This is a genomic window from Rhodococcus jostii RHA1 (genome assembly GCF_000014565.1).
Taxonomy (GTDB): Bacteria; Actinomycetota; Actinomycetes; order Mycobacteriales; family Mycobacteriaceae; genus Rhodococcus_F; species Rhodococcus_F jostii_A.
In genome coordinates this window covers 706,419-718,328 of sequence record NC_008269.1, presented here as the reverse complement: position 1 = coordinate 718,328, position 11,910 = coordinate 706,419, and the positions used below count along the sequence as shown (strand labels likewise).

The window sequence follows — 11,910 nt, the reverse complement described above, 5'->3', positions numbered from 1 at the left end:
CCCCGGATTTCCTAGGCCTGCGATCAGATCCAGTCGATGTGGACGGAGTCGATGTGGTCGAAGTGGAATCCGAACTGGTCGCTGTACTTGTTGAAGCCCTTGTTCTCCGGGTAATCGAGGGTGGCGTGCCGCTCGAGCAGTGCGACGACCCGGGCGTGATCGTCGTTGGCCAGTGCGGCGGCCAGTTCGCGGGACTCCTCACTGGTGAACGGTGTGTCGGAGTTCGCGAAGTCCAGGGTCCGGACCCGGTAGTCGTATCCCTCGTCGGCGCCGTTGCGGACCATGACACCACCCTTGACCCGGATGACCGCTCTTTTCGGCGTCCCGTCGGGCCGCAACACTCCGGCGCGTTTCATGATGTCCTCGGCCTTGACGTTCCGGAGTTTCTTGCTGGCGTCGGAACGCAACTCGTTCGTTTCCCCGGACCGGTACCGGGACACGGCGGAGCGGGACCGCCCGATCTTCGCGGCCACGGCATCGATGCCGCCGAGGCGTTCGATCGCCGCACGCCGTTGGGCTCGCTCGAGGACGTCGGCGTGTGGGATCCGGCCTTGTTGCGCCCACCGGCGCAGTGTGCGCGCGGAGGGGGGTGTGCGGCCGGCATCGATCGCGGCCTGCCGCAGGCCCTCGTTGCCGAGTTCCTTGCGCAGCTGCTTGACCGGGACCTTGCTGGTCAGTCCGGCCAGTCCCCCGCTCTTGACCTGTTTTGATTTTTCGACACCGCTGGTCGCGGCGTTGGCCACGGACACCTTGAGGCCGTCGAGACCGACCGCCTCCTGCGCCGGTTTCGTGGTGCGCGGTTTGGGAAGATGCAGGGCCATCAGAGATCCCCCTCTTCGTCGTCGGCGAAGGCCGCCTTGATCGCGAGGTTCACGTCGTGCACGTCCTGGGCCGATGTGAAGGCAGACCGGAGTGTGTCGGCGAGGACCACGTCCTTCTCCACCGACATCTTCCCCAGCGCCTCGCTCGCGTCGGCAATGTCCTCGCCGTCGGCGAGGAGGTACACCCAGGAGTCGGTGACGGTGCGGACCGGCCAGCGGCCGTGCTCGCGGGCAATCCGCATCGCGACGCGGCGGCCGCGCCACCGGCAGTGCGCGATGATCGACGCACGCCAGAGCGGTTGGTGGTGATGTTGCATCTGCTTCGCAGTCCACATGTCCGGGTTGACCATTCGCCCGATGTAACCCTTGTAGCAGGTGCCGAGGAACCGCTTCGTCGCGTCGTCTTCGGTGTCCACCGCGGCCTTGCGGGCCTCGCGCAGGATTTTGGCCCACTTGTCCAGCGCCCGGCCCTGCTGTGGGTAGATCCAGGCCTCGGTGATGTCGAGGTCGTCGAGTTCGGCGCCGATTCCTCCGTCTGCCACCGGTGAGCACAGCCCGTCGAGGCTGACCGAGGTGACCCAGGTCTGCACCGGTTGGTCGGCGAGCATGTGCGGGTGTGGCAGGGGTAGCTTGTCGGGAAGCGACAGTGTCTGCCCGGGCGGCAGGGTGATCCGCCACAGCCCGAACGGGGCACCCTTCTCCCCCACCGCCGCAGCGGCCGCGCCGTCCCCGGTCAGGTGTTTGGCTTGTCCGTAGCCGAATTCGAGCATGCCCGCGGAGGCGAGGTAGGCGGCGCGTTGGTCGATCGACACCAACCGGCTCGTCCCGTCCAAATCCTGCGCGTCGGGGACGCGGGTCCAGCCGACCGCGGGTTCGAGGTCTCCCCGCGGCGGGCCGTCCAGGGGTGGGACCGAGCCGGGTGTGGTGACGACGATGCCTTTGCCGCTGCGGGTGCGTTCACGCTTGATCTTGTCGACGAGGGCGGCGCCGGTGCGTGCGGGCGTTGGTCCCGGGAGCACCCCGAGGTGCTGGGCGCACCAGGCCAACCGGCGACCGAGTTCCCGTGCGGCCGGGAGGTCGTCGTCCGGGAGATACGTTCCGGCCGTCGGTGAGCCGAGGATGCCCATGTCCCCGACCCGGTTGTGCCAACCGAAGTCCTTGTTCCAGTACGTCCACACGTATGGTTCGATCACCACATCGACCATGGAGGTGAAATTCCCGATCGAGCGGGACAGGTGCACAACGTGCCCGGGGTCACCGCGCAACTCCCACCCCGCGTTCAGCATCGGGGTCAGGGTGGCGTGCAGGACGGCAGTCAGTTCCTGGGCGGCCCGGTTGCGGAGGGCCTCCATGTCGTCGACGTCGTCCTCGCTGCCCGGGTCGATGATCCACCCAAGCAGTTCGCATGCGGCCTGCCCGACGACCCAGATCTGTGCGGGGGCTCCCAACGGTGTCAGCGAGGCCCAGCGGATCAGTTTGTCCAGCTTCTCGACCGTATCGACCGGGCCGGTCAACTCCCGCCCGGAGGGTGTGTAGGTCCCGTCGGCGGTCACGATCAGCGCATGGCCGTCGGCTTCGTCTCCTGCGGGCAGCGCCTCCCACACCGGCGGATCCGCTGCGACGCTGCCTGCCTCGTCGTCGGCCACTTCGTCGCTGTCCACCTCTTCGCTGTCCACCTCGGGAGACGGCGGGGTCGGGGCGTCGTCGGCTTCGGCGGCGTCCCGCTGCTCGGACGATTCACGGTGTGCTGCAACGGCTGGCTCCGACTCTTCGCTGTCCACCTCGGGAGACGGCGGGGTCGGGGCGTCGGCGGCGGCGACATCCGCCTGCTCGGACGAGTCGGAGTGTGCGGCTACGGCCGGCTCGGAACCCGCCAAATCGGCGGCGACGCAGACACCAGCATCGACGGAGACGGCGTCATCATCTTCGGGGACAACGCCATCGGTGGAACCGGGAGACGCCGTCAGGGTCGCCTCGGGCAGTGCGAACAGGGGAATCTGCTCCCCCCGGCCGCTCATGACTCTGGCTCGGCGATCCGGCCGTCATGATCTGCCGGAGGGACGCTGTAGCGGTCGAAGAACTCCTGCAGGGCCACGTCCACGACGTTGGTCACCGTCGATTGGCGATCGTTCACCAGCCAGGTCAACCGGGCCTCCGTCGAGGCCAACACCCGGGTATTGAGCGGAACCTTCGCCGGCCCCTTCCGCGGTTCCAACCTCGCCCTCACTTCCGGACTCGGCCCTCCCGCACCACCGGAGTCTCCCGCACCGGGAGCGCGTTTATCCGACCCCGCGGCGCCTCGTCCCCCCGCAGTCGGGCGGCGGCGGGCGCCGCCGTCGGGATTTCCTACCTTCGCCATACCCACCCACCTGTTGTTTCGTGCCGCCCGTGCAGTTCCGCGGAGGTCACATTACCCACCACATGTCCTCATGCACGTATCTTCGTCGGCATGTTTGCATGCACGTTTGCGCGGGCCACTGATTGCCGAGGGCACAATGAGTAGACCGAGGACGGCGATCCTGCCGGCATAGCCAGGGACCGTCGCCACCCTGGCCGGTCGGCCGATTACCGTCTGTCGGTATGGGGACCACCTTCCACGGGCCGAGCCCGTGGCCACACATCACCCGCGCCATCCGCACCCGCGGCGCCCGGTACGCCGCGATCGCGTATCTCGGACAGGACGCACCCGAGCTGCTCCCGCTGCGCGCCGGGGACCTGTTGGTCGTCAACGCCTCCAAAGCCGCTATCCGGGCACACGCCACCTCCCCCGCCGCCCTCGCGTACTACGTGAACAAGGGGGTGCGGGTGCTGTCGTCACCGACCCTGCACGCCAAAGTGATCGCGACCAACACCCGGGCCGTAATCGGGTCGGCGAACGCGTCCGAGAACTCCGCCTTCGCAGACGATGCCGTCATCATCACCGACGACCCCGAGGTCATTGCCTCGGTGCGGACGTTCATCGACCGCCTCGACGAGATCACCGAAATCGATGAGGTTTTCATCGACAACGCCGCTCGGGAGTGGGAGATCGGCCGGGCGGTGCCGATCCCTGGTGTCAGCGGCCGAATCCGCGACACCGAGGCCGAGTTTCTGCCTGCCCCGGTCACCCGGATGTTCGTCAAACATGCCGTCGACTACGAGCCCAGTCCCACCGAACAGCATGTGCTCGACGAGCACCGGCCGCGGCAACCGGCCACGGCTGGGCCGGCGGTGAAATACCAGCTCGAATCGCTTCGCCTCGACAGAACCAGCGCTGTCCGGCGCGGCGACGTGGTCGTCTTCGTCTCCGTAGACGACGGGTGGATTTACCCACCGGCCGTCGTGGTGTCCGACCCCATGAAGATCCCGCGGTCCGGCGGGGCGGTGCTGTACTTCCTCCGTATCCGGACCGACCTGCCTCCCCTTCCCCTCACCGACGCCGAAAGGGCGCTCACCGACCTCGGGCACCCCGGCTCACGGCTGCGGACCGACCACTACGTCCGCTCCCCCACCCTCCGGACTGCGCTGCTGGGGCTGTGGGACCTCTGACCCTCAGCGAGTCTGTGTCAGCATGGGAGTCCGTTGCACGGAACCGACGAACCCGACGGCCGAAACGCGACCCAGGATTTGGACGCATCCACCATCGACTGATTGAACCCGTTCGGTGTTCACTCGAATTATCACCAGCACTGTGAAGGCTCGACCGAGCGGGTGAACACAACGGCGGCGCCCGTCATCGACGCCGGGGAAGGACGACCGGGATGAAACCGGATGCAGCGGAAGCCCGCATATTGCTGTCGGTGATCGAGCACGCCCAGAACCTGGTCGCCATCGCCGACTACGACACCGGTCGCCTGCTCCATCTCAACCCCGCCGGCATGCACCTGATGGGACTGACCGACGAGGCCGCCGTCGCCGCGCGCTGGGCGCCGGAATTCTTCACCGATGTCGGGTTCGTACAGGCCCCCGACATGGAATCGGCCCTGCTCGAACAGGGCCAGTGGGAGGGGCGGTCGGAGTTTCGGAACTTCCTGACCGGTGAACCGATCCCGGTGACCCTGTCGGCGTTCGTGGTCGAGCGCAGCCGGGAGGACCGCCCGACGGTGATCGCCTGCATCGCCCAGGATCTGCGGACCGCTCAGGAGCACGAACAGCGCCTGTACGCAGCCTTGGAGGCGGCCGCGTACAGGGCCCGCGAACAACGCTCCCTCGCCGAATTGAGTCAAATCGCCGTCGACGGCGACCTCGAGCACGTGCTCGCCGCCGCGGCGGACGCCGCCGCCGCGTTGATGGGGGTCAACTGCGCCTCGGTGGCCCGGGCCGAGGAGCCGGGCGGCGCATTGCGGGTGCTCGCCTACCGCGGTCAACCCCCCGCCCCGGACACCTTCACCCCCGGTACCGAGTCCCAACCCGGCTACGCGGCCGCCACCGATCAGATCATCATCTGCCCCGACCGGTACGGGGAGCGCCGGTTCTCCACCGAAGCCATGAACGCCCGGGGGCTGCGGTCCGGGGTCTGCGTTCCCATCGGCGCCGAGCCGGTGTGGGGTGTGTTGACCGCACACAGTGCCCGCCCCCGCGACTACACCGACCGGGACGTGATGTTCCTGCGCTCGGTGACCGCGGTGCTGACCGCGTCGATCCGCCGCATCGAGGCAGAACAGGCGCTGCGGTATCAGAGCCTGCACGACCCGCTGACCGGGCTACCGAACCGTGCCCTGGTGCATCAGCAGATCGACGCCGCCCTGGACACCGCACCCGGCAGCGAACCCAAGGTCGCGGCGTTGCTGATCGACCTCGACGAGTTCAAGACCCTCAACGACCGGCTCGGCCACGCCGTCGGAGACGACGCCCTCATCCGGTTGGCCGAACAACTGCAGTCGGTGGTGCGCCCCACCGACACCGTGGCCCGGATCGGTGGCGACGAATTCCTCATCGTCTGCCCCGGCACCACCTCGGTCGAGGAGTCCATCGCCCTCGCCACCCGGATCACCGACCTACAAGTCGGGGCCGATTCCGCCGGGCGCCCACTTCGGTTCACCGCCAGCGTCGGCATCGCACTCGCCGGACCGCAGGAAACCCGGCAGACGCTCATCCGACGCGCAGACGCCGCCATGTACCACGCCAAAGCCACCGGCAGCGGCTACGCCCTCGCCCCCTGACCCGAACAGCCGCACCCTGCAGGTTCTCAACGTCGTGGCGGCGGGTGATTGTCCCGAACGTGTCGGAATCCCCGGCCCCGGCCGCTGTCGCGTCAGCGGATCCCTGACCGGACACCACCGGCGCCGAGGGAACACTGCGTACCGCATGCCCGGACACGTGCGATTCCCGCCGCTCGCCCACCCCAGCAGCACCGATCTACGCCGCTCGTGTCCCCACTTCCTGTCGGACTGCGGCCGGGCCCCCGAAGGGGGCCGCACAACCCCGTGACGTTGGTCCCTTGCGAGGCGGTGCAAGGCCTCTAATGCTTGTCGTATGACGTTCGGACGCACGATCGTCGGTGCCGCCGGGACAGCAGCTGTCCTCTACGGAGCCTGGGTACGCCCTCGGCTCGTGCGCTGGGGCGCGACGGATGCGGAAGTCGCCGGGCCGTATCCCGGTGCCGACCTGGTTCCCGGCGGCGACAGAGGCGGGGCGATGGCCGTCACGATCGACGCCCCACCCGGATCAGGTCTGGCCGTGGCTGGTCCAGCTGGGCGGCGATCGTGGGGGATGGTACTCCTGGGACCACCTGGACAACGCCGGTCGCCCCAGTGCCCACAGAGTCCACCCCGAGTGGCAGGACCTCGCCCTCGGCGACTACGTGAAGTACCGGACACGCCGCCACGGCCCCGTGGACGCCTGGGAGGTCGCAGCGCTGGAACCGAATCGGTTCCTGGGACTGCGCGGGTTGAGCGATCTTCGAGGCCGCCTTCTCGATCCCCAGCAACCACGGCCGTCGGCCTACACCGAAGGACTCTGGGGCTTCCTGTTGAAGGAGTTGCCCGGCGGGCGCACCCGTCTGGTGATCGCCGGTTACCAAGCCTTCCGCCCTCGCTGGCTCGGGCGTTTCGTCTTCTACTGGCTCTTTCCCCCGGTTGTCTGGATCATGCAGGCACGGATGTTGGCCGTACTCAAACGAAACGTCGAACGAGCAGCCACACCGCGATGCCAGCTAGCGTAGCGGGGCTAGCTATCCTCGCTTTGCGGCTACGGTCGCGGAGCTTGTCGGCGCACGATCGATGGCGCCGCGCCCCGGGCCGGGTATTGCAACCCCATCAATCTGAGCCTTTGCCAGGCAGAGCGTGCCACACCACGACCTCGGCCCTTACCCGAGTGCTCTCGAGCGGACCGCCTCCACGACCTGCCCAAGTGATTCACAACAGACGGAGTGATCGCATGACCGACCTCGACCAATCCACCGCCGTGCACGAGCAGCTGGATATCCCCGCCGACATGGACGTGATCGTGTGAGCACCCCCGTCGACCTCGACGAGCAGGTCACCAAGGTCCGGGATGCGCTGCACGCCCTACGCCGTACCCTCCTCGACCTCGAGCGCACCTACGCAGCCCTCGACGCGCACACGCTCGACGTGAACGAACTCGGCGACCCGACCACCGCACCGGAAGCGTTGGAGAGCGCCGTCGACGCCCTCCGCGCCGCCCAGGACACACTCGGAATCGCCGACGCCGACCTCGACGTGGCGAAGCGGCACACCGCACGGTTGCAAGAACGCCCATGACCGCCGCTGCCGGTGCCGACCGATCCACTCGCCGATAGCAGGAAAATGCCCGCAGCAGACCTGCTCGGAAACGCTTCGGAAGTGACCCACAGCACCACACCCACCTGGGCTGTTGCAGACTGCTACAGTGGTGTCGAGAGGAAGGTGCACGACATGGCAGCTACATCCCCGACTCGAATCGACAACGAGCTCTACGCATCGGCGAAACTGGTCGGTGGACGGATGAGTCGCAGCGCCGCGCAACAGATCGCGCACTGGGCGCGGATCGGCCGCGAACTGGAGGCCTCCCACAGCGTTTCCTACCGCGACGTCGCCGACGTGCTGGACGGCCGACGCGACTACGACGAGCTCACCGACCGCGAACAGGCGGTCGTCCGCGCCGAATGGACCGAGCGCATCACCGAGCGCCGAGAAGGACTGAACCTGGCAGAACAGTTCGCCCACTCCGGCCGTTCCTACGTCGAGCTGGACCAACACGGGAACATCGTTCGGCACCCCGCCCAAGACGGCGGGCCGGCCGACGCTTGAGCCCCGATCCCGTCCTGCACGCCATCGCCGGACCGAACGGTGCCGGCAAGACCACGTTCTACGAACACATACTCGGTCCCGTCACGCACCTGGACTTCGTCAACGCAGACGTCATCGCCGCCGCACGCTGGCCGCACGAGGCGGCAACCCACGCCTACGAAGCGGCCTCCCTCGCCGCCGAACAACGAGCACAGCGGATCGCCCAACGCCGATCGTTCGTCACCGAGACCGTGTTCTCCCACGAGTCGAAACTCGACCTGCTCCGCGACGCCCACCAGGCAGGATTCCACTTGACCTTGCACGTGGTCCTGATCCCGGAGGAGTTGGCCGTCGCGCGCGTGGTCGACCGTGTAGCGAACGGAGGTCACCATGTGCCCGAGGAGAAGATCCGGGCGCGGTTTGGGCGGTTGTGGAGTCTACTGCGGGCCGCGATCGCCGCCGCCGACCAAGCCTACGTATACGACAACACCACCACAGCCCACCCGTTCCGCCTAGTCGCAAGCTTCACCAACGGCAACCCGATCGACGACCCGACCTGGCCGTCCTGGACCCCGACGGCACTGCGCGCGGACAGCTAGCCTCGGCCAGTGCCGCACCAGGCAACGTCAATGAGAAGCGCGCAATACCCACGATGCCGGTGGCCGACCCCGCCACGTCACACCGTATCGGCCTGTCCTGTTTGACGATCCGTCAAACAGGACACCGGTTGGAAGCCAACGCCGGATGGACGGTGGGGTTGTTCCGATAGAATGTGTCGCGGCGACGACCTGGCGTCGACCTGCGTACCATCCCGCACTGCATGACACGAGGCCCGACGCGCTGACCGCCCGGATCGACGTCGCGCTCGACAACGAACTCCTCGCCCACCTGGACGCCCTCCCCGACCGACTCGGGCCACACCCGGCAGGAGCGCTGGGTGTACGTCGCCGCAAAACGCCTCCGGTTCCCCACCCCCATCGAGATCCGAATGCTCGACGAGATGTTCCGAGCCCGAAATAGCCGAGAGCTGGCGCGGCACGCCTGCCGCGAGAAACGAGGCAAAGGGCCCGGCGTAATCGCCTCTCGCGGGGCAGGTTCACCAGATCGCGAGCTGGTCGTGATGGCCCGCGCCGCATCACCGCCGACCATCCGGTCATCGCGTACTGCCGCATCGGCGAACGCTCCTCCTCACACACCTAATTCGCGCTCACCGAGCTGCTCGGATACCCGAACGTCCGCAATTGGATACCGTTGATGTGGATCTCCCGGCGAGGTCCGACGACAGCAGAAGAAGGTGCACCGATGTCTCGGATTGCGCAGGTCACGGCCCTTCGATCCCTGCTCCTGGTCACCGCGCTGGCATTCGCGGTGATCTCGTGCGGTGACACCACCACTTCCGCGGACGGTCCGACGACCCCGGCGGAGCAGACGCCGGGGCAGACCACCGACGCGTACTGCTCCTCGGTGTCCACCATCCTCGGCCGCACCGGCAAGCTCGGCGACAAGGCGGCGTGGGCCGGGTCGCGCTGCCCACGGACCTGACCGTGGTTACCCGCGGGGTGACCGTGAAGCCGGGTCTGTCGCTCGGCGGCTACGTCGCCTTCGCCTGGTACGACGACGACACATTGGTGATGGGCGACCTGGTCGTCACCGAGGACGAGCTCCCCCAGGTCACCGACGCGCTGGAGGCACACGGCATCGCCCAGACCGCCATCCACAATCGCCCGCTCGAACAGACCCCGCCGGTGTGGTGGACCCGCGTCCACGCCATGGGCGATCCGGCCGACCTCGCCCGCGGGATCCGGGCCGCACTCGACGTCACCGCCATCGCCCCGCCGACCCCGCCCCCGGCCCAGCAGCCGCCGGTCGACCTCGACACCGCCCTCGGACGGCACGGCACCGCGGACGGCGGCATCTACAAACTCACCATCGGCCGCCGCGACACCATCGAGGACAACGGCCATCTGCTGCCGCCCACCTTCGGCGTCACCACCGCACTGAACTTCCAACCGGTCGGCGGCGGCCGGGCCGCAGTCAACGGGGACATCGTGATGACCGCACCCGAGGTGCAGAACGTGATCGAGGCGCTCCGCGCCGGCGGCATCGACGTCGTCGAGGTCCACAACCACTCCCTCGACGAACAACCGGGCCTGTTCTACCTGCACTTCTGGGCCGTCGGCGACGCCCCCGCCCTCGCCGCCACCCTGCGGATCGCCGTCGACACCACCAACATCACAGCCGGGAACTGACCGGGCCTCGGCGCTCGACAACGCAGGCGATGAACGGCGAGGAGACGACAATGGGAACGATGCCCATGACCGGCCGCGGCGCCCGAGCAGCACGGCACCTGGTGCCCGCGCTGATGATCGGGGCGATGTGGGTCGGCGCGTGCTCGTCCGGATCGTCACCGCCGGAGGATGGGTCGCTGCCGCTGCAGCCGGTCGCGGAAATTGCCCTCCCCGGCGACAATTCACGCTTCGACTACGGAAGTCTCGACTCTGATCGGGGACTGTTGTTCATTGCCCACCTCGGCGCCAGCGAGGTCATCGAAGTCGACGTCCACACCCGGCAGGTCGTGCGGACGATCCCGAACCTGTCCCAGGCGCACGGTGTCCTAGTCGTTCCCGAACTGCGCCGGGTCTACGTCACCGCCACCGGCGACAACCGGCTGGTCATCCTCGACGAAGACACCGCCGCCGTGCTCGGGCAGGCCCCCACCGGTGATTATCCGGACGGGATCGCCCATGACCCGAAACGCGGCGCGGTGTGGACCACCAACGAATCCGGCGGCTCGGAAACGGTCATCGACGCAGTCACCGCCCAGGTACGCGGCACCGTCGACCTCGGCGGCGACGTCGGCAACGTCGCCTACGACCCGGTCGCCGACCAGATGCTGGTCGCCGTGCAAGGGAAGGGCGATCTCGCCGCCATCGACCCACAGGCTCTGACCGTCATTCGCCGGCTCCCGTTGCCCGGCTGCCGCGGCGGCCACGGCCTCGCCCTCGACCCGCAGGCGCGGCTGGCGTTCGTCGCCTGCGAGGACAATGCCACCCTGCTCACCGTCGACCTGGCGACCTGGCAGACCGCCGGCACCATCGACGTCGGCAAACACCCCGATGTCCTCGCCTACGACCAAGGAGCGCAACGCCTTTACGTTGCCTCCGAGAGCGGCACCGTCACAGTGCTCGACCAACAGGGCGGACACCTCACCGAACTCGGATCCGGTCACCTCGCCGACGGCGCACACGTCGCGGTACTCGACCCGAACACCCACCACACCTACTACCCGATTCCCGACGGAACCGGCGGCCGTCCCGCCCTCCTCGAACAGGCTCCGAATCCCTGATCCCACACCACCGTGAGTGATCACGACGCAGACGTGCACACCACCAGCGCTGCTTCTCAAGGACCTCATCGGGGTATCCACTCCACCAAGAGTTGTCGACACCCCGCTCGACGGCCACGGCACCCAAGACCACCTCGCGGGTGCCCCAGGAAAGGACCCCACGATGCTCGGACTGGGAATCATCGGCTGGATCATCATCGGCGGACTAGCCGGCTGGATCGGCAGCAAGATCATGAAGACCGATGCTCAGATGGGCATCCTCCTCAACATCGTCGTCGGCATCGCCGGCGGACTGCTCGGTGGATTCCTCCTCAAACTGCTCGGAGTCGACGTTGAAGGCGGCGGGCTGATCTTCAGCTTCCTGACCTGTCTCCTCGGCGCGGTGATCCTGTTGTTCATCGTCAAGGCCGTCACCGGTCGCCGCGTACACCACTGAACGACTCCACAAGGGGCCCGTGCCGGCGTTCAGGACGGTCGTCGACCCCAGCGGGGTGGCGAGCCGGGTGAGCGAGTGCGGCATGTCCCATCGCTGCAG

11 protein-coding genes and 1 pseudogene are annotated in these 11,910 nt (G+C 67.9%); 9 read left to right on the top strand and 3 right to left on the bottom strand.

From position 1 onward, the window contains the following. Positions 1-23: 23 nt before the first annotated feature. The 3 genes from RHA1_RS39030 to RHA1_RS53050 are packed head-to-tail and all read right to left on the bottom strand — an operon-like array spanning position 24 to position 2,967. Positions 24-821 (bottom strand): hypothetical protein, encoded by a 798-nt coding sequence (locus tag RHA1_RS39030; protein WP_011599470.1) that lies wholly within the window; start codon positions 819-821, stop codon positions 24-26. Continuing rightward, positions 821-2,839 (bottom strand): hypothetical protein, encoded by a 2,019-nt coding sequence (locus tag RHA1_RS39025; protein ID WP_011599469.1) that lies wholly within the window; start codon positions 2,837-2,839, stop codon positions 821-823. The genes RHA1_RS39030 and RHA1_RS39025 overlap by 1 nt, the downstream gene beginning before the upstream one ends. Then, entirely contained in the window at positions 2,836-2,967 is a 132-nt protein-coding gene (locus RHA1_RS53050) for a hypothetical protein (RefSeq protein WP_272942786.1), read from the bottom strand. Before RHA1_RS53050 ends, RHA1_RS39025 begins: the two co-directional genes overlap by 4 nt. 434 nt (positions 2,968-3,401) lie before the next feature. Between RHA1_RS53050 and RHA1_RS39015 the strand changes: the two genes are divergently transcribed. The 9 genes and pseudogenes from RHA1_RS39015 to RHA1_RS38970 all read left to right on the top strand — a co-directional run bounded on the left by RHA1_RS39015 (position 3,402) and on the right by RHA1_RS38970 (position 11,811). Then, a complete protein-coding gene (locus tag RHA1_RS39015; RefSeq protein ID WP_011599467.1) occupies positions 3,402-4,349 on the top strand; it encodes a phospholipase D family protein in 948 nt (315 codons plus the stop codon). A 212-nt stretch (positions 4,350-4,561) separates the two neighbouring features. Beyond that, positions 4,562-5,962, top strand: a complete 1,401-nt coding sequence (locus RHA1_RS39010) for a sensor domain-containing diguanylate cyclase (RefSeq protein WP_011599466.1) — start codon at positions 4,562-4,564, stop codon at positions 5,960-5,962. Positions 5,963-6,372: 410 nt separating this feature from the next. After that, complete coding sequence (locus RHA1_RS39005) at positions 6,373-6,963, top strand: hypothetical protein (RefSeq protein ID WP_011599465.1); 591 nt, start codon at positions 6,373-6,375, stop codon at positions 6,961-6,963. Positions 6,964-7,249: 286 nt separating this feature from the next. Continuing rightward, positions 7,250-7,522 carry a hypothetical protein gene (locus tag RHA1_RS39000; protein ID WP_011599464.1) on the top strand — a complete coding sequence of 91 codons (273 nt, stop codon included), beginning with the start codon at positions 7,250-7,252 and terminating at the stop codon, positions 7,520-7,522. 153 nt (positions 7,523-7,675) lie between these two features. Further along, on the top strand, positions 7,676-8,050 hold the full coding sequence (locus tag RHA1_RS38995) for a TA system antitoxin ParD family protein (RefSeq protein ID WP_016880473.1): 375 nt from the start codon (positions 7,676-7,678) through the stop codon (positions 8,048-8,050). After that, positions 8,047-8,628 carry an ATPase gene (locus RHA1_RS38990; RefSeq protein ID WP_011599462.1) on the top strand — a complete coding sequence of 194 codons (582 nt, stop codon included), beginning with the start codon at positions 8,047-8,049 and terminating at the stop codon, positions 8,626-8,628. Before RHA1_RS38995 ends, RHA1_RS38990 begins: the two co-directional genes overlap by 4 nt. A gap of 703 nt (positions 8,629-9,331) precedes the next feature. Then, positions 9,332-10,278: pseudogene (locus RHA1_RS38980) on the top strand (DUF1259 domain-containing protein). 50 nt (positions 10,279-10,328) lie between these two features. Next, a complete protein-coding gene (locus RHA1_RS38975) occupies positions 10,329-11,375 on the top strand; it encodes a YncE family protein (RefSeq protein WP_029537904.1) in 1,047 nt (348 codons plus the stop codon). 163 nt (positions 11,376-11,538) lie between these two features. Then, a complete protein-coding gene (locus RHA1_RS38970) occupies positions 11,539-11,811 on the top strand; it encodes a GlsB/YeaQ/YmgE family stress response membrane protein (protein ID WP_029537907.1) in 273 nt (90 codons plus the stop codon). Positions 11,812-11,910: the final 99 nt, after the last annotated feature.

What these genes read in the sequence shown, in the direction of transcription:
- RHA1_RS38995 (WP_016880473.1), top strand. Translation starts at nt 7,676, where the DNA reads ATGGCAGCTACATCCCCGACTCGAATCGACAACGAGCTCTACGCATCG.
- RHA1_RS39015 (WP_011599467.1), top strand. Translation starts at nt 3,402, where the DNA reads ATGGGGACCACCTTCCACGGGCCGAGCCCGTGGCCACACATCACCCGC.
- RHA1_RS38975 (WP_029537904.1), top strand. Translation starts at nt 10,329, where the DNA reads ATGGGAACGATGCCCATGACCGGCCGCGGCGCCCGAGCAGCACGGCAC.
- RHA1_RS39030 (WP_011599470.1), bottom strand. Translation starts at nt 821, where the DNA reads ATGGCCCTGCATCTTCCCAAACCGCGCACCACGAAACCGGCGCAGGAG.
- RHA1_RS38970 (WP_029537907.1), top strand. Translation starts at nt 11,539, where the DNA reads ATGCTCGGACTGGGAATCATCGGCTGGATCATCATCGGCGGACTAGCC.
- RHA1_RS39010 (WP_011599466.1), top strand. Translation starts at nt 4,562, where the DNA reads ATGAAACCGGATGCAGCGGAAGCCCGCATATTGCTGTCGGTGATCGAG.
- RHA1_RS39025 (WP_011599469.1), bottom strand. Translation starts at nt 2,839, where the DNA reads ATGAGCGGCCGGGGGGAGCAGATTCCCCTGTTCGCACTGCCCGAGGCG.
- RHA1_RS39005 (WP_011599465.1), top strand. Translation starts at nt 6,373, where the DNA reads ATGCGGAAGTCGCCGGGCCGTATCCCGGTGCCGACCTGGTTCCCGGCG.